Raw genomic sequence first — 24124 nt, forward strand, 5'->3', positions numbered from 1 at the left:
TCTGACGGGAGCGGCTGTGGTGACGGCGGCGCTGCCTGTGGGAACGGATTGCGGTGATTGCGGGTCTTGTCAGCGGCGTAGGCGGGAGGTTGGTGAAGGGAGGGCGCGACCTGCGAAGATGAGCGCTATGACGCTTTCGCTGCCGATTGACGCTGAGGCCAACGAACTACTCTCCCACGATCCGTTGGCGCTGCTGATCGGCATGGTGCTCGACCAGCAGATCCCGCTTGAGAAGGCGTTCAGCTCGCCCTATGTGCTGGCTCAGCGCCTCGGGCACGCGCCGACGGCAGTCGAGTTGGCGGAGTACGACCCGGACGAGCTGATCGCGATCTTTGCGAAGCCGCCGGCGTTGCACCGGTTCCCCAAGGCGATGGCGGTGCGGGTTCAGGAGGTCTGCCGGGCTCTGGTGGACCGGTATGACGGGGACGCCGCCAACCTGTGGACCGGTGTCGCCGACGGCACCGAGCTGCTCAAGCGGGTGGCGTCGCTGCCGGGGTTCGGCAAACAGAAGTCGCAGATCTTCGTGGCGTTGCTCGGCAAGCAGTACGGGGTGCAGCCGGCGGGCTGGCGCGAGGCCGCCGGTGGCTACGGCGAGGCGGGTTCGTTCAAGTCGGTTGCGGACATCGTCGACGACCAGTCGCTGGGCAAGGTGCGCGCCTACAAGAAGGAGATGAAGGCCGCCGCCAAGGCCTGAACCGTCGCAGGCTGCCGTGATGTGAGGGGGAGCGGCTTCGGTCGGAGACGCGCTGGGCGTGCCGGCACGAACGGTGCAAGGATGGGGAGTCGATCGGAGATCCCATCGTGAAGAAGCAACCGGACCGAGCGGTTCTGATCACGAACGCTGAACGCAGTCCGGACGATCAGTTTCGTAGCCGGCAGATCCGCTACGTGACGATGATGAGCATCCGCGCCGCGTGCGTTGTCATCGGTGCGATCCTGGTGAGCGCTCGCCCGCCGCTGCTGCCGCTCTGGCTGATCCTGTGCGCGCTGGGCATGGTGTTCCTGCCGTGGGCGGCCGTGCTGATCGCGAACGACCGGCCGGCCAGGACCAAGGCCGAACGTGCTGCCTCGGCCGCCGCCCGCGAGGCGAAGCCGCAGGTCACGCTGCCGCAGCATTCCGCCGAGGCAACCGAGTACCTGACCATCGACCTCGAGCCGACCGAGACCGGCGAACGCTGGATCCCCGCCGAACCCCGCGACCGCGACCGGGATCGCGGACAGGGCTGACGCGACACAAAGGGTGGTCGCAGGGCCAACCGCGGGGGTCCGGTGCGCCGGGTGCGACCGTTAAGGGCGTGATGGAGCAGGCGGCCCGCGGCAGGGGCGGGGTGCGGCCGCGTGTGGGTTGGGCACGGGCAAGGGGCGGCTGTGGTCGTGGGGCTACGGCGTGGGGCGGGCGCCGATCTGGGTGACTGCTGCCGCGCCCAGCCGGGCGCCTGCCTTGAGGGCGGCCTCGGGGGAACTGCCGGCCAGCCACGCCGCCAGCAAACCGGCGGCGAAAGCGTCACCCGCGCCCGTGGGATCCTTCATGGGCACGCGTTCCGGGGAGATCGCGTACGGGCCGCCGGCTTGCGAGGCCCAGGTGGCCCCGGCGCCGCCCTGTTTGACGACCGCGTTGCGTACGTGAGACGTCAGGCTCCCTGCCTGCTCGGCGGCGGGGCCCGGACCGGCGAGCACGTCGGCCTCGTCCGCGTTGCACAGCAGCAGGTCGCAGTCGCGTACCCAGGTCAGGAAGGCCGAAGCGCCGACCGAGCGTAACGGCGCGGCCGAGGCGGCATCGACGCTGGTTGTCAGGCCACGGGACGAGGCCGCTGCCAGGGCCGCCAAGCCGGCCGCCCGGGAGCCGTCGTGCAGCAGCGGATAGCCGGAAAGGTGCAGGTGGGACGCCTCGGGGGTGGCGAGGACGGCCGCCTGTACGTCGTCCGGGTCCAGCAGCAGCGAGGCGCCCCGGTCGGTGATCATCGTGCGTTCCGAGGGGCCGGCCAGCACGACGATGCTGCCGGTGACCGCCCCGGGGTGGACCCGTACGACGCAGCGCACGCCGGCCGCGGTCAGCTCGGCCACCCGTTCGCGGCCGGCCGGGTCGTCGCCCACGGCGGCGATCAGCGTCACCGCCCGGCCCGAGTGGGCGAGCCACGCGGCCGTGTTCGCGGCCTGGCCACCGCCGCCCACGGTGATCGCGGCGGCGGTGTCCGAGCCGGGCTCGATCGGGCCGGCGTGCGTCACCACAACGTCGGTGACCAGGTCGCCCACGACGATGATCACGCAGAGAAGCCGAGCGGGGCCGTGGCCGACTTGGCGGTGGCGACCGCGATCTGAGCGGCGAGTTCGGCGTTGCGCAGGATGATCCGCACGTTCACCGCGAGGCTTTGGCCCTCGGTGCTCTCGTGGAAGTGGCTGAGCAGGAACGGTGTGACCGCCTTGCCGGTGACCCCGCCGCGGGCGAGCAGCGACAGGCCCTCGGCGAGCGTGCGGTCGTGCAGGTCCGGGTCGAGTTGCTGGTCGACGGGGAGCGGGTTGGCCAGGATCAGCGCGCCGGCGCCCACGTTCTGGTCGGAGCGGGCGCGGATCACGTCAGCCACCTGCTCGGGCGAGTCGAGTTCCCAGTCGACGTCGAATCCGCCGTCGGTGATGAAGAAGCCGGGGAAACGCTTGGTGCGATAACCGGCCACGGCCACGCCCAGGGTTTCGAGGCGCTCCAGTGTCGCGCCGACGTCGAGGATCGATTTCACACCGGCGCAGACCACGACGATCGGAGTGTTCGCCAGCGTGGTCAGGTCGGCCGACTCGTCGAAGGTGACGTTGGCCTCGCGGTGCACACCGCCCAGGCCGCCGGTCGCGAACACACCGATGCCCGCGGCGGCGGCGACCGCGCTGGTCGCGGCGACCGTGGTGGCGCCGTCCGCACGCCGGGCGGCGGCCACGGCGAGGTCACGGACCGAGAGCTTCGCCACTCCCTCGGCCAGCGCCAGATGCTCGATCTGGGCGTCTTCGAGACCCACGACGAGTTCGCCGCCGATCATGCCGATGGTGGCGGGCACGGCGCCCTGGTCACGTACGGTCTGTTCGATCTCGCGCGCCACCCGCAGGTTGTCCGGGTGCGGCAGGCCGTGCGAGATGATCGTGCTCTCCAGCGCGACCACCGGCCGGCCGTCCCGGCGGGCACGGGTCACGTGCTCGCCGTATCGAATCGCAAAGTCAGTCACGAGAGCTACCGTACGGTGTCGCGAAGCCGGTGTACGGCGCCCGACGCATTGCTGAGGACCAGGTCATTGGACCGGTCCGGCCCGAGGTGCCACACTTGCGGGTTGGAGCTTTCGTTAGGCCGCCGTGGGCCGGGGGGACCGGCGGCACGACCCAGAACGTTGACGAAGGGCAGATGTCGTGAGCACGCAGATCCTGGAGCGTCCGGAGACCAAGGACGCCGACACCGGGCCGGAGATGTTCCACTACGTGCGCAAGGAGAAGATCGCGGAGAGCGCGGTCATGGGCACTTTCGTCGTGGCGCTCTGCGGTGAGAAGTTCCCGGTGACCAAGTCGCCCAAGCCGGGTTCCCCGGTGTGCCCGCAGTGCAAGGAGATCTACGAAGCGATGCAGCACTGACCAGTGCCGACGGTCTGCTCGCCGCGGACCTGATCGGTGTCGCCGTCTTCGCGGCCTCGGGCGCCTCGGCCGGCGTCGCGAAACGGCTGGACCTGTTCGGCATTGCCTTCGTCGGGTTCGTCGCGGCGCTGGGCGGCGGGATCCTGCGCGATCTCGTGATCGACGCCGGGCCGCCGCTGGCATTCGGCGACTGGCGTTATTCGATGACCGCGATCGCGGCGTCGCTCGCCGTTTTCTGGCTGCACCCCCGGTTGGCGCGCTGGCGCCGGTCCGTCCTGCTGCTCGACGCGGCCGGTCTGGGGCTTTTCACCGTCACCGGCACGATCAAGGCGCTCGACGCGGGTGTCCCGGCGGTCGGCGCCTGCCTGATCGGCATGCTCACCGCGATCGGCGGTGGCCTCGCCCGTGATCTGCTGACCGGCGAGATCCCGGTGGTCCTGCAGCGTGACATCTATGCCGTCGCTGCCCTGGGCGGCGCGATTCTTGTCACGATCCTGCGCGGGCTGGACGTCCCCAACGCGTTCACCATGACCGTGTCGGCGCTGCTCATCACGGGTGTGCGGCTGGTGGCGCTGTACCGCCGCTGGTCGGCTCCGGTCGCTGCGCCGTAACCCGCGCGGGGCCGCCGTCGCGGCTATGCTGGTTGCCGCCTCCGGTCCAGTGCCGGGGGTGTTTTCTTGAGGGAAGGATCGTCGCAGCTTGAGCCCGCCACTGCCGGATCTGGAAACCTTCCCGCCGCTTCGTGACTGGCAGCGCAAGGCTCTTGTGGGCTATCTGCGCCGCCGCAGCGAGGACTATATGGCGGTGGCGACCCCCGGCGCGGGCAAGACCACCTTTGCCCTGCGGATCGCCGCCGAACTGCTCGCCGACCGCACCGTCGAGGCGGTCACCGTGGTCTGCCCGACCGAGCACCTCAAGGTGCAGTGGGCTTCCGCCGCGGCTCGGGTCGGTATTCAGCTCGACCACGAGTTCCGTAACTCCGACGTCCACTCGTCGCGTGACTTCCACGGCGCCGTGCTCACCTATGCGCAGGTCGGCATGGCCCCCGCCGTGCACCGCCGCCGCACCATGACCCGCCCGACCCTGGTGATCCTCGACGAGATCCACCACGCCGGCGACTCACGGAGCTGGGGCGACGGGGTCAAGAGCGCTTTCGAGCCCGCCGTACGCCGTCTCATGCTCACCGGCACACCGTTCCGCTCGGACGAGAACCCCATCCCGTTCGTCACCTATGAGCGGGGCGAGGACGGCCTGCAGCGTTCGCGGGCCGACTCCGTCTACGGCTACTCCGACGCGCTGCGCGACGGGGTCGTGCGGCCGGTGCTGTTCATGGCCTACTCGGGCGAGACCCGGTGGCGTACGAACGCCGGCGACGAGCTCGCGGCCAGGCTCGGCGAGCCGATGACCAAGGACCTGATCGCCCAGGCCTGGCGCACGGCTCTCGACCACCGCGGCGACTGGATGCCCCAGGTGTTGCGGGCCGCCAACGCCCGCCTGACCAAGCTGCGCGAGCACGGCATGACCGACGCGGGCGGCCTGATCATCGCCAGCGACCAGCAGACGGCCCGTGCGTACGCGAAATTGATCGGCGAGATCAGCGGGGAGCCGGCCACTGTGGTGCTCTCCGACGACGAGGGCGCCTCCAAGCGCATCGCCACCTTTGCCGCCTCGCAGGAGCGCTGGCTGGTCGCGGTGCGGATGGTGTCGGAGGGGGTCGACATCCCGCGGCTGGCCGTGGGTGTGTACGCCACCAGCGCCTCGACCCCGCTCTATTTCGCCCAGGCGATCGGCCGTTTCGTGCGGGCACGGCGTCAGGGCGAGACCGCGACCGTCTTCCTGCCCAGCGTGCCGCACCTGCTCGGGCTGGCCAGCGAGATGGAGGCGCAGCGCGACCACGTGCTGGGCCTGCCGAAGCAGAAGGACGGCTTGGACGACGACCTGCTCGAGCGCGCCCAGCGGGAGGAGAATGCCGAGGGCGAGCTCGAGAAGCAGTTCGAGGCCTTGGGGGCGACGGCCGAGCTGGACCAGGTGATCTACGACGGCACGTCGTTCGGCATGGGCGCGATGACCGGCACCGCCGAGGAGGAGGAATACCTCGGGCTGCCCGGCCTGCTCACCGCCGACCAGGTGTCGGTGCTGCTGAACAAGCGGCAGGCCGAGCAGCTGGCGGCGCAGAAGAAGCGTAAGGCGGCTGAGCCCGCGGCGCCGGCTCAACGAGAGGCCCCGCCGCCGATGACCGCGGGGGAGCGGCGCAACAGCCTGCGGCGGCAGCTGAACACGCTGGTCGCGGCGCATCATCACCGCACCAACCTGCCGCACGGCAAGATCCACGCGGAGCTGCGCCGGCTCTGCGGCGGGCCGCCGAGCGCTCAGGCCACCATCGAGCAGCTCGAGGAGCGCATCGCGACCATCCAGACCCTCTGAGGGTTCCGAGGCCGCGAGAAGGGCCTCAGAGGGTCGAAAAGAGGCCGCGAGAAGCCCTCAGAGACGGGAAAAAGAGGCCGCGAGAGGCCCGGCGCAGACGCGAAAAAGAGGCGCCCCACACCGTGGGCGCCCCTTTTCGAGTCTTGCTCGGGGGGTCGGACTTGTTCAGTTGGAGTTAGACATCATGTCCGCGCCGCGCCAGGTGAACTCCGGGTCCGCCGCGTACTGCACTGCGATCTTCACCAGGTCCTCGGCGTACCGGTTGGCGTGGTGTCCGCAGAACACCAGCTCACCGCCACCAGCCAGGGTCAAACGGAGCTTCCCGGCTGCATTGCAGCGGTCGCACCGTTCATCGGCTGCGGTGCCGGCCAAACTACCCGCCGGCGGCGTGAGAGTCGGGGTCATCGCCTTCCTCCTCTGTTCGAACCGATGAACATGTTCCTCGGCTACTGCTCACCATCGTGCAACACCCTGCACCGTTGCAGCCTTCCCACAGTGCCCCGGGGGGACCGAGGTCACACCGCGTTGGACTAAGTGTGCCGTGATCCAAGGGTGCCACGTCAACGATCACTTCTGCACAACGGTCTGATCACCACCCGTTGTTGTACGGGTGGTGACCATTCGGGCACTGTTTGTTGACCGAATGCCTCTAGTCCAGGTAGTCGCGGAGGACCTGGGACCGGGACGGGTGTCGCAACTTTGACATCGTCTTGGACTCGATCTGCCGGATGCGCTCACGGGTGACCCCGTAAACCTGGCCGATCTCGTCCAGCGTGCGCGGCTGGCCGTCGGTCAGGCCGAACCGCAACCGCACCACGCCCGCCTCGCGCTCGGAGAGCGTCTGGAGAACCTGCTGCAGCTGATCCTGGAGGAGCGAGAACGACACCGCGTCGACCGCGACGACGGCCTCGGAATCCTCGATGAAGTCGCCGAGCTGGCTGTCGCCCTCGTCGCCGATCGTCTGGTCGAGCGAGATCGGCTCCCGGGCGTACTGCTGGATCTCGAGGACCTTTTCCGGGGTGATGTCCATTTCCTTGGCCAGCTCCTCCGGCGTGGGCTCGCGGCCCAGATCCTGGAGCAACTCGCGCTGGATGCGGCCGAGCTTGTTGATGACCTCGACCATGTGCACCGGGATGCGGATGGTGCGGGCCTGGTCGGCCATGGCGCGGGTGATGGCCTGCCGGATCCACCAGGTGGCGTACGTGGAGAACTTGTAGCCCTTGGTGTAGTCGAACTTCTCGACCGCGCGGATGAGGCCGAGGTTGCCTTCCTGGATGAGGTCGAGGAAGGCCATGCCACGGCCCGTGTAGCGCTTGGCCAGCGACACGACGAGGCGCAGGTTGGCCTCGAGCAGGTGATTCTTGGCCCGCTCGCCGTCGCGGCCGATCCAGCGCAGGTCGCGCTCCATGTTGCGCTCGAGCTTCTCCTCGCCCTCGTCGCAGGCGCGCAGGCGCTCGGCGGCGTAGAGGCCGGCCTCGATGCGCTTGGCCAGCTCGACCTCCTGCTCGGCGTTGAGCAGCGGGACCTTGCCGATCTGCTTGAGGTAGGCGCGGACCGAGTCGGCCGAGGCGGTGAGCTCGGCGTCGCGACGCGCCTGCTTGAGGGCCTCGGACTCCTCGTCGTCCCACTCGAAGTCGCCGTCGGTGGCCGAGCTGGCGGCGTCGGTCGCAGCGGCCGCGACCATGGCCGGCGGCTCCTCGACGACGACGTCCTCGATCTCGGCGGCGAGTTCCTCGGGGTCGATCTCCTCGCCGTCGGCGGGGCCTTCCTCGCCCGGCTTGGCGGCCTTGGCAGGCGCGGCCTTCTTGCCGGGGGCGGCCTTGACGGCAGCCTTCTTGGCGGGCGCGGCCTTTTTGGCCGGGGCGGCGGGGGCGTCGCCGGCCTCGGGTGCGGTGGCGGCCTGCTTGGGGGCGGGCGCGGCCTTGCGGGCCGGGGCGGCGGCCTTGGCGGTGGTGGCCTTGGAGGCCGGCGTCGCGGACCGGGCGGCCGAGACCTTGCGGCGGGTGCTCGACGTCCCGTCGACGGCCACGGTGATGCCCGCGTCCATGAGACCGCGGAGGATCTTCTTGGCCTGAGCCGGATTCACCTGGGCGGACTCGAGCGTGCGCGCGACCTCGGCCGACGTGAGCTGGCCACCGGCGCCCTGGGCATGAGCGATGAGGGCCTCGGTGAGAGAGCGAACGTCGGCACCGTTCTGGTGGGCTTCTGTCACGAAAGACCTTCCGAAGGCGATGAGGTTGTGCACGGCCATGAGCCCAGCGCAGCGCACGGCGAGGAGGCTGGCCGGTGTTGGTGTGAGGACCCCCGGGACACGGACGATCGGTGCTCGGTGTCCGTGAAGCGGTGGGCAGGGGTGAATTGTAGCGCCGTCGAGCGAGATCCTCCCGTCGCAGCACGCCGCAGGGGGCCGCCGACCTCGCCGGAGACACCCGGCGTGAGAATGGTATCGGCGGAAAGGGCAGAGACGTGAGCGAGTTTTCGGCCGATGCGGGCCCCGGCGAGACCCCGATGGGGGCCGGGACAAATCCCGGTAACGATTTCGATGCGACGCTGCTGGAGCTGGCCGTACGGGTGGCGCGGGATGCTGCTGCCACCGCCCGGCGCATGCGGGCCGAGGCGATCGGCGACGTCGAGACCAAGAGCACCGCGACAGATGTGGTGACGGCGGCCGACAAGGCGGTCGAGCGGCAGGTCGTAGAGGCCTTGCGGGCGGCCCGGCCGGGCGACGGGGTGCTCGGCGAGGAGTACGGCGCAGACGAGGCGAGCGGGCGCGGCGCCGACGGGGCAACCGAGCCGGGTGCGGTCCGCTGGATCCTCGACCCGATCGACGGCACGGTGAACTACCTGTACGGACTCCCGCAGTATGCGGTCTCGCTGGCCGCCGAGCTGGACGGCACGGTGGTGGCCGGGGTGGTGGTCAACGCGGCCACCGGCGCCGAGTGGACGGCGACGCTCGGGGGCGGGGCCTGGCGCGACGGCCGGCGGCTGCGGTGCTCGGCCCCCGCCGGGCTCGGTCAGGCGCTGGTCGGCACGGGGTTCAGCTACGACGCCCGGCGGCGCGAGCATCAAGGTGGTGTCGTGGCCGGTCTGATCACCCGGGTGCGGGACATCCGGCGGTTCGGCGCGGCGGCCCTCGACCTGTGCGCGGTGGCCGAGGGGATGCTCGACGGGTACTACGAGAAGGGGCTGAACCCCTGGGACTGGGCCGCTGGGGGACTGGTCGCCACCGAGGCCGGCGCTGTGGTGTCCGGCCTGAACGGCGCCGCGCCCGGGTCAGGGCTGCTGGTGGCCGCCTCACCGGCGGTCTTCGATGAGCTGCACGACCTGCTGGCCGATCTCGACGCCTCAGGCGGTCCGTGAGGGCGGAACGGCGACGGAGGCCGCGCGGGAGCTGAGACGGCCCGTGAGCGCCCCGCACGGCTCAATCCCTACCCCGTACGGGTCAGGAGTCTTTGGCCTTCTCTGCGGGCTTGAGGCAGGAGCCCGGCGGCAGCGTCGGCTCGCCCACCTCGACCAGCGACTGGTTGACCTCGGTGGTGGTGGCCAGCTGACGGAACTCGTTGCCGATCACGATGTCGATGACCTGGCCCTTGCGCTTGGCGCTGTACGACATCTTGGACTGGGCCAGGAAGTACGCCCGGAGCAGCTGGGCCTTGCCGACCGCCTCCGGCCCGTAGCGGATCTCGGCCACGCCCTTGTACTTCGTCTTGCTCTCGGCCGGCTTCTGCGTGGTGAAGCGCCGGTTTTTGAACTCGTTGGTGACGCTGTCGGCCAGGCCCGGCTTGTCGGTGCCGTTGTAGACCTTGATCGAGACCTCGGCCGGATCGTCGGGCAGCCCGAGGTCGGCCAGGGGCGCGCCGGCGGGGCAGTCCTCGCCCGCGTTCGTGCCGCCCTGGGTGTCGCGCACCAGCGCCACGACCACGAACACCACTGCGGCCAGGGCGAGCACGCCGACGACGATCAGCGCTCGTACGCGCGCAAAGCTCATGGGGTTCGGCTCCAGGGCGGTTCTGTCAGTGGCGTCTCGGCCGCCGGGGAACGGGCGGACCTGTCGAGAGGTTAGCGTCTGTGCGCGGGCATGCGGAAACAGGGAATACTTCCGGCGCGTTGACGATGATCCAGAGGCTGATACCCCTACTTTGATGTCGCCTCGGTCACATCGGGAACAATGGGCCGCCCGTGCGCGTACAACAGTGCCGCGACAGCGGTAACGTTCCGCGCTCACCGGGGGAGTTTCACGTGTTAGGGGCAGTGTCGGAAATCGTCCGGCGGAACCGGGAACCGAAACAGCGTCGCGGGCGTTACTAACGCCAAGTGACACATCGATACAGGAGAGTGAAGACCGATGGCCACCGACTACGACGCCCCGCGTCGCGATGAGGTCGACCTCGGCGAGGACAGCCTCGAGGAGCTCAAGGCCCGCCGAGCCGACTCGCAGTCGGGTTCAGTGGATGTCGACGAGGTCGAGGTGGCGGAGAGCTTCGAGCTGCCCGGCGCCGACCTGGCAGACGAGGAGCTCACCGTCAAGGTGCTGCCGATGCAGACCGACGAGTTCCGCTGTTCCCGCTGTTTCCTCGTTCACCACCGCAGCCAGCTGGCCGCGGAGCGCAACGGGGAGCTGATCTGCCGCGAGTGTGCCTGATCGGCACTCGCAGCAGCGCAACACCACCCGGCCGCTGATCGCGGTCGGGCGTCAGGCCGTTGCCGGGTTTGACCCGGGGTCGACACCGGGCATCACCATGAAGGAAGAGCCCGGGGGCCACAACGGGAGGACGACGATGAGCGGACCGGACCACATCGCCGAGACGGGCGCGCCGCCTGCCCTGGAGCAGACATCTGCCAAGAGCCAGGAGCCGGCCGCCGTCGACACCGATCTCGGACAGACGGTTGCGGCGCTCACCGCCGACGACCTGGAACCGGCCGGCCGCCGGCAACTTCTCGGCCGGCTCGTGGCGGACATCCGGCGCCGTGGGCTGGGCCAGATGTTCAAGCCCAAGGCCGCGGTGCGCTGGATGGCCGACGTGGTGGCCGATGTGGCCCCGCACGTGCCCGTCCGCGACGTGGAGACCCTGCGACAGCATTTCCCCGGCCTGACCGACGACGACCTGGCCGACCGCCTGATCCGCAACGCCGCGCGGTCGACGGCCGGGGTGGGCGCCGCCGGGGGCGGGGTCGCCTCGGTGCAGTGGGTCGCGCCGCCGACCCTGTTGTCCGCGCCCGTCCTGCTGGGCGCGGAGACGATCGCCGTGGTGGCGATCGAGCTCAAGCTGATCGGCGAGCTGCACGAGATCTACGGGCAGCCGGTCGAGGGTGGCCTCGGTCAGCGGGCGGCGGGCCTCCTACAGGCCTGGTCGCAGCAGCGCGGCGTCAACCCGCTGGTGCCTGGCGTGGGCGTGGCCACAGTGCTCGGCACTGCCGCGCGCCGCGAACTGCAGACGACGCTGCTCAAGCGCTTCGGGCGTCAGCTGACGACCCTGGGGCCGCTGCTGACCGGCGCGGCCGTCGCGGGCTATCTGAACCGCCGGGCCACCCGCCATCTCGGCGAGAATGTGCAGAAGGACCTGCGCAAGCGGCAGCGCAAGGTGATCGAGGGCTAGCTAGGGCTTGCCCTGGTCGCGGGCCTTGAGCAGGGCGGTGGCCAGCTCGACCGGGCGCCGGGTGCTGACGATCCAGTACGGCGTGGGGTCGTCGGGGTCGTTGAGCAGCACCTGCACGGCCGGGCCGATCCAGGGGCGCTGGATCACGAACGCGAGCGGGTGGGCGCCCACACCGAGAGCCTCACGCTTGCCGTCGGAGTCGAGCGCGACCACGTCGGCGATGAACTCGACCGGCAGGCGGGCGTCGTCCACCCGCAGCTCACCATCGGTCACGGCCACGCGGATGCGCCCCGTCCACAGCAGCCCGGCCACGGTGAGCGGGACCAGGACGGCGAACGGGACCCAGGTCGGCACGTCGTGGAAGCCGAGCAGGATCTCGAACGCCACGATCGCGACCACGAGCAGCGAGACCGGCCAGATCCACCACGTGAGGCCGAGCCGCTCGGAATAGGCGGGGGCCGGGGTGGTGCGCGCGGGAGACTCCGGTGTCACCCTGGAAGGGTACGGCGCGCCTCCGCGACCGGGCACGGCAGGATGGCAGGGTGAGTGCCGCCCGCAGCCCGCACCAGTGAGGACCGATCTTGACCGACCCGACTGCGACCGACGTGGTGATCCCGATTCGCCGGCTCGATCCCGACCTGCCGCTTCCGGCGTACGCGCACCCCGGTGACGCGGGCGCCGACCTGGTCGCCGCCGAGGACGCCGAGCTGGCGCCGGGGCATCGGGCCAAGGTGCGTACGGGCATTGCGGTGGCCATCCCGGACGGGTACGTCGGTCTCGTGCACCCCCGATCCGGCCTTGCCGCGCGCCTGGGTGTGACGGTGCTGAACGCGCCCGGTACGGTCGACGCCGGTTATCGAGGCGAGATTCTGGTGATTCTCGTGAACCACGACCCGGTGAACACCGTCAAGATCTCGCGTGGCGACCGCATCGCCCAGCTGGTCGTCCAGCGGGTCGAGCGGGCCTCGTTCCACGTGGTCGACGACCTCGGCGACACCGCTCGTGGCGCCGGTGGGCACGGGTCCACCGGCGGGCACAGCGCGCTGCCCACGCAGCAGCAGTTCAGGACGGAAGGTGGCTACGATGTTCTCCCGTAAGCGCGGCGGCCCGAAGCACGTTCGTGCGACCGACGCGCCGCCCTCCGAGGCGCTCAAGCAGAGCATGGCCGCGAGCGACGACCCGCCGGCACCCGACCACGGGCCGTGGGACTCGTCGTACGCGCCCGACGACGTGCAGCGGCTCGACCTGGGCAGCCTGCTGATCCCCGCGGTCGACGGCGTCGAGGTGCGCGTGCAGGCCAACCCCGAAGGTGTGGTCGAGCAGATCGTCCTGGTCGATGGCGAGAGCGCGCTGCAGCTGGGCGTCTTCGCGGCGCCGCGCACCGAGGGCATCTGGGACGAGGTCCGTGAGGAGATCGCCCAGGCCATGAAGTCCGACGGCGTGTCACCGCGCGAGGTCGACGGCGTCTACGGCACCGAGCTGGCCGCCCGGGTCAACACCCCCGAGGGCCCGGCCGACGTGCGGTTCGTGGGGGTCGACGGGCCGCGCTGGATGGTGCGGGCGCTGTTCCAGGGCGCCGCCGCGGCCGACCCGTCCCGCGAGGGCCGGCTCGGCGAGGTGCTCAGCGGCCTGGTGGTCGTGCGTGACGCCGAGGCCCGCCCGGTGCGCGAGGCGCTGCCGCTGCGGCTGCCCAAGGAGATGACCGAGCAGGCCCAGCAGGAGGCCGAGCCGGCCCAGCCCGGCCAGGCCAACGGCAGCCGTCCGGTCTGACCTCGTGACTGTGGTCACCCAGGCGTACCGTGTAGGAACGGCACGGGACTGACCCGTGCCGTTGGAGCCGGGCGGGGCTGAGGAGAAGGCATGACCACCGACGTGCGCACCGGCCTGCGCCGGTTCATCGACCGGTTGACCGCCACGGATTCCGAGCTCGACGCGCGGGACCTGCAGCGCGAGAGCGCCAAGTGCGGCGCCGTGCCGGCCGGGCAGTGCACCCGGGGCCAGGTCGTCTCCGTGTCCGGTCGGTTGCGCACAGTGGCGTACACTCCGCGCACGAACCTGCCGACGCTCGAGGCCGACCTGTGGGACGGCAGCGACGTCGTGACACTGGTTTTCCTGGGCCGCCGTTCGATCGTCGGCATCGAACCGGGGCGGCAGCTCACGGCGCGTGGGCGCATTGCGATCCGCGATGACCGTAAGGTGATCTACAACCCGTACTACGAGCTGGAGGCGCCCCGGTGACACCCGGCAGCGAGCCGCGTCACGCCGCGCACGAGAACGTGGAGGAACGGTTCGCCGAGGAGGTCGTCGAGGAGCTCGACCTCAAACCGGTGCCCGGGCCGAAGCCGGGCGAGGACGAGGAACCGTTCCCGTCCATGAGCGAGCAGATCTCGGAACAGCTCGGCGGGGTGCGCGGGCTGATCGAGTCGAGCATCCCGGTGCTCGCCTTCGTGGCGCTGAACGTGATCCTCGGCGACACCGTCGTGGGGCTCGAGAAGCGTACGGCGCTCTATTGGGCGATCGGGGGCGCGGTCCTCTCGGCGCTGGCCATCGGCGCCTTCCGTCTGGCCCGCAAGCAGCCCGTACGGCATGCGGTGAACGGTCTTTTCGGCATCGCGGTGGGCGCCTTCCTGGCTTGGCGCACGGGCAATGCCGAGGATTTCTACCTGCCCGGCATTCTGCTCACGTTCGCCCAGGCGGCGGCCCTGCTGATCTCCGTGCTGGTGCGAAAACCGATCATTGGGTACGTGTGGGGCATCATGGCCAACAAGGGTCAGCAGAACTGGTTCGACAACGCCCGCCTGTTCCGGACGTTCCAGTGGCTCACACTCGTCTGGGTGGTCTCGCTGAGCCTGCGCGCGGGCATCCAGTTCGTGCTGTGGCAGATGGGCGAGGCGAACGCGCTCGGCATCGTGCGCATCCTGATCAGCTGGCCGATCTACGCCGCCACGTTCGCGTTCACCGCGTGGGCCATCCACCGCGTGACCAGCGAGCAGCAGAAGGCCGCCGAACCCGTCTGACCCGCCGGCAGCGGAGGGCCGCCTGACCCGCCTGACCCGCGGAGGGCCGCCGAACCCGCCTGACCCGCCGGGCAGGGACTCAGCCGAGCACGACGGCGCGGATCTGGTCCTCCACCTCGGCGGTGCACACGAAGATCAGCTCGTCGCCGGCCTCGAGCGGGTCGTCGGCCGTGGGCACCATGACCCGTTTGCCGCGCAGGATCGCCACCAGCGCCGAGTCGCGCGGCAGCGGCACGTCGCGCACGGGCTGACCCTCGTACGGGGCGTTCTTGGGCAGGGTGATCTCGACCAGGTTGGCCTCGCCCTGGCGGAACGTCATGAGGCGTACGAGGTCGCCGACGGTCACCGCTTCCTCGACCAGCGCCGCCATCAGGCGCGGCTTGCTGACCGACACGTCGACGCCCCACTGCTCGGTGAACAGCCACTCGTTCTCGGCGCGGTTGACCCGGGCCACCACCCGCGGCACGGCGAACTCGGTCTTGGCCAGCAGCGACACCACCAGGTTGGCCTTGTCGTCGCCGGTGGCGGCCACCACGACGTCACACCCGGCCACGTCCGCCTCCTCGAGGCTGCTCAGCTCGCAGGCGTCGGCCAGCACCCAGTCGGCCTCGGGCACCCGCTCGGGCCGCAGCTGCTGGGGCTGGCGCTCGATCAGCATGACCTGGTGGCCGTTGCCGATCAGCTCCTGCGCGATCGACCGGCCCACGTTCCCGGCCCCGGCGATGGCGATCCGCATGGTCACAGCCCTTCTGCGTGGGCGCCGGCGGCGATGTCGAGCACGGCGCCCGCGGTGTCGTCGGTGACCAGCAGGAACACCTGGTCGCCGTCCTGCAGCACGGTGGACGGGGTGCCCAGCGTGCCCATGCCGAAGCGCATCAGATAGGCCACCCGGGCCCCTGTGCGCTCCTCGAGCGACTTGAGCGTGCGCCCGATCCAGTCGCGGTGCAACGGCGCCTCGACGATCGAGACCACGCTGGTCGGGTCGCGGAACACCTCGACAGTGCCCTCGGGCACCAGGTGGCGCACCATGCGGTCGGCTGCCCAGCGGATGGTGGCCACGGTCGGGATGCCGAGCCGCTCGTAGACCTGGGCCCGCCTCTGGTCGTAGATGCGGGCCACGACCCGGGAGACGCCGAACGTCTCACGCGCGAGGCGGGCCGAGATGATGTTGGAGTTGTCGCCGCTGGAGACGGCCGCGAACGCGTCGGCCCGCTCGATGCCGGCCGAACGCAGCACGTCGCGGTCGAAACCCACACCGGTCACCGTGGTGCCGTCGAAATCCGAGCCCAGCCTGCGGAAGGCGTCCGAGTTCTGGTCGATGACGGCCACCGAGTGGCCGCGCTCCTCGAGGTTGTGGGCCAGCGTCGAACCGAGCCGGCCGCACCCCATGATCACCACGTGCACGTGTTGTGTCCTCCCGCATGGGTGCTGCTGAGTGAGAGATTGCCATGTCCCCGCCAGAAGCGGCGGCCGGGGCGGGGGACAGGGCGAGAACAACGGCCGTACGCTTTGCGTTCGTGGCCAGTACGACCTCCCTCGCGAAGCGGCTCCTGGTGGGCCGGCCGTTCCGCTCCGACAGACTGCAGCACACGTTGCTGCCCAAACGGATCGCGCTGCCGGTCTTCGCCAGCGACGCCCTGTCGAGCGTGGCCTACGCGCCGGACGAGATCCTGCTGACGCTCTCGATCGCCGGGGCGGGCGCCTTCTGGATCTCCCCGTGGATCACCCTGGCCGTTGCTGTGGTGATGGTCACCGTGGTCGCCAGTTACCGCCAGAACGTGCACGCCTACCCCTCCGGCGGCGGCGACTACGAGGTCGCGACGGTCAACCTCGGCCCCCGGGCCGGGCTCGGTGTGGGCAGCGCCCTGCTGGTCGACTACATCCTGACCGTGGCCGTGTCGACCTCGGCCGGGGTCAACAACCTGGGCTCGGTGGTGCCGTTCGTCGCCGAGCACAAGGTCGCCTTCGCGATCGGCGCGATCAGCCTGCTCACCGCGCTGAACCTGCGCGGGCTGCGCGAGTCGGGCACCGCGTTCGCCGTGCCGACGTACGCGTTCATCATCGTGATCGTCGGGATGATCCTGATCGGGCTGTTCCGGGTGTTGGTGCTCGGCGACGATCTGCTGGCGCCCAGCGCGGGCCTGGTGATCACGGCAGAGGAGGACCACCTCACCAGTTTCGGGTTCGCCTATCTGCTCCTGCGGACGTTCTCGTCGGGCTGTGCGGCGCTGACCGGGGTCGAGGCCATCTCGAACGGGGTTCCCGCGTTCAAGCCGCCGAAGAGCAAGAACGCCGCGACCACCCTGATGCTGCTGGGCGGGCTGTCGATCATCATGCTGGTCGGCATCGTGGTGCTGTCCCGCCTGACCCACCTGCAGTACGTCGAGAGCGAGACGCTCCAGATCGTCTCGGGACCGCCCAACTACGTGCAGAAGACGGTCACCGCCCAGCTCGCCGAGACGATCTTCGGCTCGGGGTCGTTCCTGCTCTACGTGGTCGGCGCGGTCACCGCCCTGATCCTGTTCCTGGCCGCGAACACCGCGTTCAACGGCTTCCCGGTGCTCGGCTCGATCCTCGCTCAGGATCGCTATCTGCCCCGCCAGCTGCACACCCGCGGCGACCGGCTGGCCTTCAGCAACGGCATCATCTTCCTCGCGATCGCCGCGATGGTGCTGGTGGTGGCGTTCCAGGCGGAGACCACCCGGCTCATCCAGCTCTACATCGTGGGCGTGTTCGTCTCGTTCACGCTGTCGCAGGGCGGCATGATCCGGCACTGGAACCGGCTGCTGCAGACCCAGCGCGACCCGGAGCGGCGCCGCCGGATGATCCGCTCGCGGGCCATCAACACGTTCGGCATGGGTCTCACCGGCGCCGTGCTGATCGTCGTGCTGATCACCAAGTTCCTGCTGGGCGCGTGGATCGCGATCGCCGTCATGATCGTCATCTACGGGCTCATGCTCGCCATCCGCAAGCACTACACCCGGGTCGCGCAGGAGCTCGAGCCGACCGAGGAACGGCCCGTGCTGCCCTCCCGCAACCACGCGATCGTGCTGGTCAGCAAGGTGCACATGCCGACCCTGCGCGCTGTCGCCTACGCCCAGGCGACCCGGCCCGACACGCTCACCGCGGTCACGGTCAACGTGGACGACAAGGACACCCGCCAGATCCAGCAGGAGTGGGAGCGGCGGCAGATCCCGGTGCCGCTGACGGTCGTCGACTCGCCCTACCGCGAGATCACCGGCCCGATCATCGACTTCGTCAAGGGCGTACGGCGGGGGTCGCCGCGCGACGTGGTCACGGTCTTCGTCCCCGAGTACGTGGTCGGCCGCTGGTGGGAGAACCTGCTGCACAACCAGAGCGCGCTGCGTATCAAGGGGCGGCTGCTGTTCGAGCCCGGGGTGATGGTGACCAGCGTGCCGTGGCAGCTGCGCTCCAGCCAGGACCGCGACCTCGACCGGTTCGACGAGCGCCTGACCCGGGTGCCCGCGCGCGGCCCGCGGGTGCGTCCGCCGGCCCAGGCCGCGCCCCCCTCCGACGAGAACGGCGAGGCCGGCAAGTGAACGAACTGCAGGAAGGCGACCTCGTCGAGCTGACCGTGGGCGCGCCGGCGCACGGCGGGCACTGTGTGGCCCGGGTCGGCGGGGAGCACGGCCAGGTCGTGTTCGTGCGGCACGCGCTGCCGGGCGAGCGGGTCACTGCCGAGATCACCGAGCTGCACAAGGGGTACGCGCGCGGCGACGCGATCAAGATCCACGAGCCCTCGGCCGACCGGGTCGAACCCCCTTGCCCGTACGCGGGTCCGGGACTCTGCGGCGGCTGCGATCTGCAACACGCCTCGGGTGACGCTCAGCGACGCTGGAAGGCGGCGGTCGTCGAGGAGCAGCTGCGGCGGCTGGCCAAGCTGTCCTACGACGTACGGGTCGAGGAGCTGCCCGGTGGCCTGCTCGGCTGGCGCAGCCGGGTGCGTTACGCCGTCGACGCGGCCGGGCGCGCCGGTCTGCTCAAGCACCGTTCGCACGAGGTGGTGGCGATCGACCGGTGCCGGATCGCGCACCCCCGGATCCAGGAACTGGACCTGCTCGACCGGGAATGGCCGGACGCCGACGCGCTGGAGGCGGTCGCGACCACCGGGGGCGACGTGACCGTGCTGGCCCGCCCGTCGGGCAGCGGCCGGATGCTGCCGCCGGACGACCCGGCCGACGGCGTCACGCTCGGCGGTGGCGGACGCGTACGGCTCTCCGGCCCGGCCGAGGTGACCGAGCAGGCGGCCGGGCGTGAGTGGCGGGTGCCGGCCGAGGGCTTCTGGCAGGTGCACCCGGCCGCGGCCGGGACACTGGTGGCCGCCGTGATCGAGATGCTGCGCCCGGCCGACGGCGAGACCGCTTGGGACCTGTACGGCGGCGCGGGGCTGTTCGCCGGGGCGATCGCTGAGCGCACCCACGGGCGTACGACGGTGGTCGAGTCGTCGCATGCCGGCGCGGCAGCGGCCCGCGGGAACCTGGGCGAGCCGGCCGAGGTGGTCGAGGCCCGGGTCGAGGCTGCGTTGTCCCGCCGCCGCGTCACGGGGCCGGTCGACCTGGTCGTGCTCGACCCGCCGCGGGCCGGGGCCGGCGCCAAGGTGGTGCGTTCCGTGGTGGCGGCCGGACCCCGGGCGGTGGCCTACGTGGCCTGTGACCCGGCCGCGCTCGCTCGCGACATCGCCACATTCCGTGAGCTGGGCTGGAAGCTGGTCACGCTGCGTGCCTTCGACTGCTTCCCGATGACCCAGCATGTGGAGTGCGTGGCGCTGCTGGAGCCCTGACTCGCCCGGCGGGGACGGCGGTGGCGCGGCGGCTTGCGAGTGCGCACTTACGTCGTGGGCTCCGGCAGCCGGCCCATGGCTGGGCGACCGCCCGCTCCGGCTCCCGGCAGCGTGAGCGGCCCCGGCGATCGGCCGCCCCCGGTCAGCGTGCGGCGTCCGGCCGCCTTCGGGTCAGCGTGCGGCGTCCGGCCGCCTTCGGGTCAGCGTGCGGCGACCGCCCGCTCGGCGGCGCTGATCGCGTTGCGGAACAGCATCGCGACCGTCGTCGGGCCCACGCCGCCCACCCGCGGGGTGATGGCCCCGGCGACCGCGGCGCACTCCTCGGCCACGTCCGGCAGCAGGCGCTTGCCCTCGTAACGCACCCCGGCGCCGACCACCGTGGCGCCCGGACGGACGTGCTCGGGCTGGATGATGCCGGGCACCCCGGCCGCGGCGATGAGGATCTCGGCCCGCTTGGTGTAGCGCTCCCAGTCGGGCACGCCGGTGTGCACCACGGTGACGGCGGCGTTGGCGGTCGGCCGCTTCTGGGCCAGCAGCATGGCCAGTGGGCGGCCCAGCGTCGCGCCTCGGCCCAGGATGACGACCTCGCGCCCGGCCACCGGGATCTCGTAGTGGGCCAGCAGCGCCTCGATGCCGGCCGGGGTGCAGGGCAGCGGGCCGGGCAGGCCGACGGCGAGCCGGCCCATGTTGAGCGGGTGCATGCCGTCGACGTCCTTGTCGGGGTCGAGGGTCATCAGCGCCGCGTCGTAGTCGAGGTGGGCCGGGATCGGGTACTGGATCAGCACGCCGTGCACGCTGGTGTCCGCGTTCAGCTCGGCCACCACGTCGAGCAGCTGCTCCTGGGTGATGTCGCCGGACAGGTGGCGGTGCGGCGAGTCGAAGCCGAGCTCGGCCGCCTGCCGCTGCTTGATGCGGATGTAACCGGCGCTGGCGTCGTCGTCGCCGACGAGCACGGTGGCCAGGCTGGGCGTGACGCCCTGGGCCTTGAGTTTGGCGACGCGCTCGGAGACGTCGGCCAGCACGGCCTCGGCGACGGGCTTGCCGGGCAGGGAACGAGCTTCATGAGACATGTGCGACTTCCTTGTCGTACGGGGGCCCAGGCGGTCGACAACCCCGTGACAGGCTCCCCGATGGTCGATCCATCCCCGGTGCCGCCAGTCGCCGTGCCTACCAGGATGCCCGACGCCGCTGCGGGCGCCGGAACGGGGTTGTTACTGTGCGGTAGGTCACCGATGAGCGCAGGTCACGGGGATGTGTCGGTTGTGTGTAGGACCGCGGGAGGGACCATCGGCCGAGGATGCGTTCTGGCGGCACGCCGATAGACTTTGCGCCCATGAGCGAATCCCTCCCCGCCGCGGACGGCATTTTGGCGACCATCACCGATCCGGGTGATCTCAAGCGCCTCAGCACCGAGCAGCTGACCCTGCTGGCGGCCGAGATTCGTGACTTCCTGGTGGCCAAGGTCTCCCGCACCGGCGGTCACCTCGGCCCCAACCTCGGCGTCGTCGAGACCACGCTGGCGCTGCACCGCGTCTTCGACTCGCCGCGCGACCGCATCCTGTTCGACACCGGCCACCAGGCCTACGTGCACAAGATCGTCACCGGCCGGCAGGACGGCTTCGACCTGCTCCGCCAGCGGGGCGGCCTCACCGGCTACCCGAGCCGGGCCGAGAGCGAGCACGACTTCATCGAGAACTCGCACGCCTCGACCGCCCTGTCCTACGCCGACGGCATGGCCAAGGCGTTCGCGCTGCGCCGCGAGGACAGGCACGTCGTGGCCGTGGTCGGCGACGGCGCGCTCACCGGCGGCATGTGCTGGGAGGCGCTCAACAACATCGCCGCCGCCAAGAACCGCCTGGTCATCGTCGTCAACGACAACGGCCGGTCGTACGCGCCGACCATCGGCGGCCTGGCCGACCACCTCTCCACGCTGCGGCTCAACCCCGGCTACGAAAAGGTGCTCGACCTGGTGAAGGAGGCGCTGGGCTCGACCCCCGTGGTCGGCAAGCCGGTCTACGAGGTGCTGCACGCTGTCAAGCGCGGCATCAAGGACGCGGTCAGCCCGCAGCCCATGTTCGAGGACCTCGGCATCAAGTACCTCGGCCCGGTCGACGGCCACGACGTGCAGGCCATGGAGTCGGCGCTGCGCCGGGCCAAGGGCTTCAACGCTCCGGTCATCGTGCACGCGGTCACCCGCAAGGGCTACGGTTACCGCCCCGCCGAGCAGGACGAGGCCGACTGCCTGCACAGCCCGAGCAGCTTCGACGTCGAGACCGGCAAGTCGCTGGCCGCCTCCAAGCTGAAGTGGACCAACGTCTTCGCCGACGAGCTGGTGAAGATCGCCGACGAGCGGCCCGACGTGGTGGGAATCACAGCCGCCATGGCCGAGCCGACCGGCATCGCCGCGATGGCCAAGAAGCACCCCGAGCGCGTGTACGACGTGGGCATCGCCGAGCAGCACGCCGCCACGAGCGCGGCCGGCCTCGCGATGGGCGGCCTGCACCCGGTCGTGGCCGTCTACGCCACGTTCCTCAACCGCGCGTTCGACCAGGTGCTGCTCGACGTGGCGATGCACGAGTTGCCGGTCACGTTCGTGCTGGACCGGGCCGGCATCACCGGCCCCGACGGCCCCAGCCACTACGGCATCTGGGACATGAGCGTCTTCGGCGTCGTGCCCGGTTTGCGGATCGCCGCGCCCCGCGACGAGGCGACCCTGCGGGAGGAACTGCGCGAGGCGCTCGCCGTCGACGACGGCCCGACGATCGTCCGCTTCCCGACCGGCGCCGTCCCGGCCCCGCTGCCCGCCCTGCGCCGCGTCGGCCAGATCGACCTGCTGCGCGAGGACGAGCGCAAGGATGTGCTGGTGGTGGCGGTGGGTTCGTTCGCCGGGCTCGGTCTCGAGGTCGCCGGCCGCCTGGCCGAGCAGGGCTTCGGCGTCACCGTGGCCGACCCGCGGTGGGTGCGCCCGGTGCCGATCGAGCTGACCGGCCTGGCCGCCCAGCACCGCCTCGTGGTCACCGTGGAGGACGGCGTCCGCGCCGGTGGCGTGGGCGACGCGGTGGCCGGCGCCCTGCGGGACGCGGGTGTCGAGGTGCCGCTGCGCGACTTCGGCGTGCCGGCCGGGTTCCACCCGCACGGCACCCGCGGCGAGCTGCTGGCCGACCTGGGTCTGACGTCGCAGGACATCGCCCGCGACGTCACCGAGTGGGTCGCCAAGCTGGACGCGCAGCCGGTGGCCAACCCGGCCTGACCACCCGCCCGCCGTGACACCGGCGCGGCGTTCACTCCGGTGTGACGCCGCGCGCGGAAAAACGTCGATAGCCCCGCGAAACGGACCGCGGAGGGGCGCTTCCGTTATCTACTCGTTATTTTTGGGGCATGACGGTTGAGGGCAACACGGTCATCATCGATCTGGGCCTCGAACGGGGAGAGCCCGATTCGTACGATTCGCCGCAGCGCTCGACATTCCCGGGCTGGTTCCCCGCCGCCGTCCTCGCCGTCCTCGTCCTGCTCACCGCCGGGGCCTCGGCCGCGCCCGCCGAGCAGCCGTTCACCGAGGTGTTCAGCCTGCGGGCCGGCCCGGCCGAGCCGTACGCGCTGACCGGCGACGGCCGCCTGCTGGTGCAGACCTACGGCGTGCTCGGCGCGTATCACCTGCGCGACGGTGAGCCGCAGTGGAAGGCGGGCCGGACGAAGCCGGTCTTCCGGCTGCGGCTCGGGTCGGGGCTGATCCTGATGCGGCCGTGGATCGTCGGCTCGCGTGACCCCGGCACCACCGCGATCTCGGTCGACGACGGCGCCTACCGGTGGCGCCGGACCGGCCAGGTCGTCTCCGTCGCCGGGTCGTCGACCCTGCTCTCGGTCACGCCGGTGCGCGGTGCCGGCAACCGCCGGATCGACGGGCCGGTGGACGCCATCGACCCCGTGACCGGGCGCACGCTCTGGACGGTGAACGTGCCGTCGAGCGCCGCCCTGATCGCGCTGCCCGGGGTCGGCGACGCCGGCGCCCGGATGCTGCTCGTGCACGACGACCGCACCATGGCGGTGCACGACCTGGCGACCGGCGAACGCCTGGTCACGACGAACGCGCCGCCCGCGGACTACGACCCGGACAACCCGGCGGTGGTCAACGGCACGATCCTGCTGCGGCACCCGGGCCGGCCCGACATGGAGATCTCGGCTTACGACCCGGTCACGCTGCGCAATCTGTGGGCGATGCCGGCCGACGGCGCGTACACCATCGAGAGCTGCGGCATCCTGGCCTGCCTGAGCGGTCCCGGCGGCATGCGCGCGATCGACCCGGCGACCGGCGACACCGTCTGGAAGAGGCCGGAGTGGCGCGGTATCCAGCAGTTCGGCAGCCAGTACGTCGCCTACGGCTCGGCCGAGAACACCAGGCCGCTCGGGCTGATCAACCCGGACACGGGCGCGTTGGAGGTCGACCTCACCGGGTGGCGGCCGGTCGCCGGAACGGCCGGCGAACACCATTTGCTGGTCACGAGGGCCGTGGAGCCGGGAGGCCGTACGATGGTCGCCGTCGCCCAGCCGGGCGAGAGCCGACCGCGCCTGCTGGGGGCGCTGCCGACCGGCACGGGCGACTGCCAGGCCGCGAACGAGCGCCTGGTGTGCCGCTCGATGTACGGCCGGCTCGTGGTCTGGTCGTACGGCATGAAGGGGTGACC

25 protein-coding genes and 1 riboswitch are annotated in these 24124 nt (G+C 71.0%); of the genes, 16 read left to right on the plus strand and 9 right to left on the minus strand.

Annotated elements, in window-relative coordinates:
- Nucleotides 1-127 precede the first annotated feature (127 nt).
- Both C8E87_RS22715 and C8E87_RS22720 read left to right on the plus strand, forming a co-directional pair.
- Entirely contained in the window at nucleotides 128-694 is a 567-nt protein-coding gene (locus C8E87_RS22715; protein WP_203720442.1) for an HhH-GPD-type base excision DNA repair protein, read from the plus strand.
- Nucleotides 695-801: 107 nt separating this feature from the next.
- Nucleotides 802-1227: a DUF3099 domain-containing protein gene (locus C8E87_RS22720; protein ID WP_133874968.1), complete on the plus strand. Its 426-nt coding sequence runs from the start codon at nucleotides 802-804 to the stop codon at nucleotides 1225-1227.
- 153 nt (nucleotides 1228-1380) lie between these two features.
- Here the strand turns inward: C8E87_RS22720 and C8E87_RS22725 are convergent, their stop codons facing one another.
- Both C8E87_RS22725 and C8E87_RS22730 read right to left on the minus strand, forming a co-directional pair.
- The gene (locus C8E87_RS22725) at nucleotides 1381-2265 is read right to left on the minus strand and encodes a carbohydrate kinase family protein (RefSeq protein WP_239079880.1); all 885 of its coding nucleotides are present in this window, start codon (nucleotides 2263-2265) and stop codon (nucleotides 1381-1383) included.
- Nucleotides 2262-3206 (minus strand): pseudouridine-5'-phosphate glycosidase, encoded by a 945-nt coding sequence (locus C8E87_RS22730; RefSeq protein WP_133874969.1) that lies wholly within the window; start codon nucleotides 3204-3206, stop codon nucleotides 2262-2264. The genes C8E87_RS22725 and C8E87_RS22730 overlap by 4 nt, the downstream gene beginning before the upstream one ends.
- A gap of 178 nt (nucleotides 3207-3384) precedes the next feature.
- On the opposite strand from C8E87_RS22730, the gene C8E87_RS22735 reads away from it, so the two are divergent.
- The 3 genes from C8E87_RS22735 to C8E87_RS22745 all read left to right on the plus strand — a co-directional run bounded on the left by C8E87_RS22735 (nucleotide 3385) and on the right by C8E87_RS22745 (nucleotide 6027).
- Entirely contained in the window at nucleotides 3385-3603 is a 219-nt protein-coding gene (locus C8E87_RS22735; RefSeq protein ID WP_133874970.1) for a DUF3039 domain-containing protein, read from the plus strand.
- The gene (locus C8E87_RS22740; RefSeq protein WP_133877009.1) at nucleotides 3600-4214 is read left to right on the plus strand and encodes a trimeric intracellular cation channel family protein; all 615 of its coding nucleotides are present in this window, start codon (nucleotides 3600-3602) and stop codon (nucleotides 4212-4214) included. The genes C8E87_RS22735 and C8E87_RS22740 overlap by 4 nt, the downstream gene beginning before the upstream one ends.
- Nucleotides 4215-4302: 88 nt before the next feature.
- On the plus strand, nucleotides 4303-6027 hold the full coding sequence (locus C8E87_RS22745; RefSeq protein WP_133874971.1) for a DEAD/DEAH box helicase: 1725 nt from the start codon (nucleotides 4303-4305) through the stop codon (nucleotides 6025-6027).
- Nucleotides 6028-6192: 165 nt separating this feature from the next.
- Here C8E87_RS22745 and C8E87_RS22750 read toward each other — a convergent pair whose 3' ends face one another.
- Nucleotides 6193-6432 carry a DUF7455 domain-containing protein gene (locus C8E87_RS22750; protein WP_133874972.1) on the minus strand — a complete coding sequence of 80 codons (240 nt, stop codon included), beginning with the start codon at nucleotides 6430-6432 and terminating at the stop codon, nucleotides 6193-6195.
- 244 nt (nucleotides 6433-6676) lie between these two features.
- Nucleotides 6677-8239 carry an RNA polymerase sigma factor gene (locus tag C8E87_RS22755; RefSeq protein WP_133874973.1) on the minus strand — a complete coding sequence of 521 codons (1563 nt, stop codon included), beginning with the start codon at nucleotides 8237-8239 and terminating at the stop codon, nucleotides 6677-6679.
- Between the two features lie 296 nt (nucleotides 8240-8535).
- On the opposite strand from C8E87_RS22755, the gene C8E87_RS22760 reads away from it, so the two are divergent.
- Complete coding sequence (locus tag C8E87_RS22760) at nucleotides 8536-9387, plus strand: inositol monophosphatase family protein (protein ID WP_133877010.1); 852 nt, start codon at nucleotides 8536-8538, stop codon at nucleotides 9385-9387.
- 82 nt (nucleotides 9388-9469) lie between these two features.
- On the opposite strand, the gene C8E87_RS22765 is transcribed toward C8E87_RS22760, so the two are convergent.
- Entirely contained in the window at nucleotides 9470-10015 is a 546-nt protein-coding gene (locus tag C8E87_RS22765; protein WP_133874974.1) for a LytR C-terminal domain-containing protein, read from the minus strand.
- A gap of 357 nt (nucleotides 10016-10372) precedes the next feature.
- Here C8E87_RS22765 and C8E87_RS22770 point away from each other — a divergent pair, with 357 nt between their 5' ends.
- Complete coding sequence (locus C8E87_RS22770) at nucleotides 10373-10669, plus strand: DUF4193 domain-containing protein (RefSeq protein ID WP_133874975.1); 297 nt, start codon at nucleotides 10373-10375, stop codon at nucleotides 10667-10669.
- Nucleotides 10670-10805: 136 nt separating this feature from the next.
- Nucleotides 10806-11624, plus strand: a complete 819-nt coding sequence (locus C8E87_RS22775; RefSeq protein WP_239079881.1) for a hypothetical protein — start codon at nucleotides 10806-10808, stop codon at nucleotides 11622-11624.
- On the opposite strand, the gene C8E87_RS22780 is transcribed toward C8E87_RS22775, so the two are convergent.
- A complete protein-coding gene (locus tag C8E87_RS22780; RefSeq protein WP_133874976.1) occupies nucleotides 11625-12116 on the minus strand; it encodes a DUF3093 domain-containing protein in 492 nt (163 codons plus the stop codon).
- 89 nt (nucleotides 12117-12205) lie between these two features.
- Here C8E87_RS22780 and dut point away from each other — a divergent pair, with 89 nt between their 5' ends.
- The 4 genes from dut (at nucleotide 12206) to C8E87_RS22800 (ending at nucleotide 14641) form a co-directional block, all read left to right on the plus strand.
- Nucleotides 12206-12721 carry a dUTP diphosphatase gene (dut, locus tag C8E87_RS22785; RefSeq protein WP_133874977.1) on the plus strand — a complete coding sequence of 172 codons (516 nt, stop codon included), beginning with the start codon at nucleotides 12206-12208 and terminating at the stop codon, nucleotides 12719-12721.
- Nucleotides 12708-13394, plus strand: coding sequence for a DUF3710 domain-containing protein (locus C8E87_RS22790; protein WP_133874978.1), 687 nt, complete (start codon nucleotides 12708-12710; stop codon nucleotides 13392-13394). Before dut ends, C8E87_RS22790 begins: the two co-directional genes overlap by 14 nt.
- A 90-nt stretch (nucleotides 13395-13484) precedes the next feature.
- Complete coding sequence (locus C8E87_RS22795; RefSeq protein ID WP_133874979.1) at nucleotides 13485-13862, plus strand: OB-fold nucleic acid binding domain-containing protein; 378 nt, start codon at nucleotides 13485-13487, stop codon at nucleotides 13860-13862.
- A complete protein-coding gene (locus C8E87_RS22800; RefSeq protein ID WP_133874980.1) occupies nucleotides 13859-14641 on the plus strand; it encodes a DUF3159 domain-containing protein in 783 nt (260 codons plus the stop codon). Before C8E87_RS22795 ends, C8E87_RS22800 begins: the two co-directional genes overlap by 4 nt.
- A gap of 79 nt (nucleotides 14642-14720) precedes the next feature.
- On the opposite strand, the gene C8E87_RS22805 is transcribed toward C8E87_RS22800, so the two are convergent.
- Together C8E87_RS22805 and C8E87_RS22810 are read right to left on the minus strand one after the other, a co-directional pair.
- Nucleotides 14721-15383, minus strand: coding sequence for a potassium channel family protein (locus tag C8E87_RS22805; RefSeq protein WP_166661212.1), 663 nt, complete (start codon nucleotides 15381-15383; stop codon nucleotides 14721-14723).
- Nucleotides 15380-16045, minus strand: coding sequence for a potassium channel family protein (locus tag C8E87_RS22810; RefSeq protein WP_133874982.1), 666 nt, complete (start codon nucleotides 16043-16045; stop codon nucleotides 15380-15382). The genes C8E87_RS22805 and C8E87_RS22810 overlap by 4 nt, the downstream gene beginning before the upstream one ends.
- Before the next feature lie 113 nt (nucleotides 16046-16158).
- Between C8E87_RS22810 and C8E87_RS22815 the strand changes: the two genes are divergently transcribed.
- The gene (locus C8E87_RS22815) at nucleotides 16159-18201 is read left to right on the plus strand and encodes an APC family permease (protein ID WP_203720443.1); all 2043 of its coding nucleotides are present in this window, start codon (nucleotides 16159-16161) and stop codon (nucleotides 18199-18201) included.
- Nucleotides 18198-19442, plus strand: coding sequence for a class I SAM-dependent RNA methyltransferase (locus C8E87_RS22820; RefSeq protein ID WP_133874984.1), 1245 nt, complete (start codon nucleotides 18198-18200; stop codon nucleotides 19440-19442). The genes C8E87_RS22815 and C8E87_RS22820 overlap by 4 nt, the downstream gene beginning before the upstream one ends.
- A 200-nt stretch (nucleotides 19443-19642) precedes the next feature.
- Here the strand turns inward: C8E87_RS22820 and C8E87_RS22825 are convergent, their stop codons facing one another.
- A complete protein-coding gene (locus C8E87_RS22825) occupies nucleotides 19643-20512 on the minus strand; it encodes a bifunctional 5,10-methylenetetrahydrofolate dehydrogenase/5,10-methenyltetrahydrofolate cyclohydrolase (protein WP_133874985.1) in 870 nt (289 codons plus the stop codon).
- Nucleotides 20513-20529: 17 nt separating this feature from the next.
- Nucleotides 20530-20614: riboswitch (ZMP/ZTP riboswitch) on the minus strand.
- Nucleotides 20615-20775: 161 nt separating this feature from the next.
- On the opposite strand from C8E87_RS22825, the gene dxs reads away from it, so the two are divergent.
- Both dxs and C8E87_RS22835 read left to right on the plus strand, forming a co-directional pair.
- The gene (gene dxs, locus C8E87_RS22830; RefSeq protein WP_133874986.1) at nucleotides 20776-22692 is read left to right on the plus strand and encodes a 1-deoxy-D-xylulose-5-phosphate synthase; all 1917 of its coding nucleotides are present in this window, start codon (nucleotides 20776-20778) and stop codon (nucleotides 22690-22692) included.
- 128 nt (nucleotides 22693-22820) lie between these two features.
- Nucleotides 22821-24122, plus strand: coding sequence for an outer membrane protein assembly factor BamB family protein (locus C8E87_RS22835; protein ID WP_133874987.1), 1302 nt, complete (start codon nucleotides 22821-22823; stop codon nucleotides 24120-24122).
- The last annotated feature ends 2 nt before the right edge of the window (nucleotides 24123-24124 follow it).

This window comes from Paractinoplanes brasiliensis, from assembly GCF_004362215.1.
Taxonomy (GTDB): Bacteria; Actinomycetota; Actinomycetes; order Mycobacteriales; family Micromonosporaceae; genus Actinoplanes; species Actinoplanes brasiliensis.

Excerpts from the sequence above, each read along its gene's own strand:
- C8E87_RS22835 (WP_133874987.1), top strand. The coding sequence starts at position 22,821 with ATGACGGTTGAGGGCAACACGGTCATCATCGATCTGGGCCTCGAACGG.
- C8E87_RS22775 (WP_239079881.1), top strand. The coding sequence starts at position 10,806 with ATGAGCGGACCGGACCACATCGCCGAGACGGGCGCGCCGCCTGCCCTG.
- C8E87_RS22765 (WP_133874974.1), bottom strand. The coding sequence starts at position 10,015 with ATGAGCTTTGCGCGCGTACGAGCGCTGATCGTCGTCGGCGTGCTCGCC.
- C8E87_RS22795 (WP_133874979.1), top strand. The coding sequence starts at position 13,485 with ATGACCACCGACGTGCGCACCGGCCTGCGCCGGTTCATCGACCGGTTG.
- dxs (WP_133874986.1), top strand. The coding sequence starts at position 20,776 with ATGAGCGAATCCCTCCCCGCCGCGGACGGCATTTTGGCGACCATCACC.
- C8E87_RS22750 (WP_133874972.1), bottom strand. The coding sequence starts at position 6,432 with ATGACCCCGACTCTCACGCCGCCGGCGGGTAGTTTGGCCGGCACCGCA.
- C8E87_RS22770 (WP_133874975.1), top strand. The coding sequence starts at position 10,373 with ATGGCCACCGACTACGACGCCCCGCGTCGCGATGAGGTCGACCTCGGC.
- C8E87_RS22790 (WP_133874978.1), top strand. The coding sequence starts at position 12,708 with ATGTTCTCCCGTAAGCGCGGCGGCCCGAAGCACGTTCGTGCGACCGAC.
- C8E87_RS22760 (WP_133877010.1), top strand. The coding sequence starts at position 8,536 with ATGGGGGCCGGGACAAATCCCGGTAACGATTTCGATGCGACGCTGCTG.
- C8E87_RS22825 (WP_133874985.1), bottom strand. The coding sequence starts at position 20,512 with ATGTCTCATGAAGCTCGTTCCCTGCCCGGCAAGCCCGTCGCCGAGGCC.
- C8E87_RS22715 (WP_203720442.1), top strand. The coding sequence starts at position 128 with ATGACGCTTTCGCTGCCGATTGACGCTGAGGCCAACGAACTACTCTCC.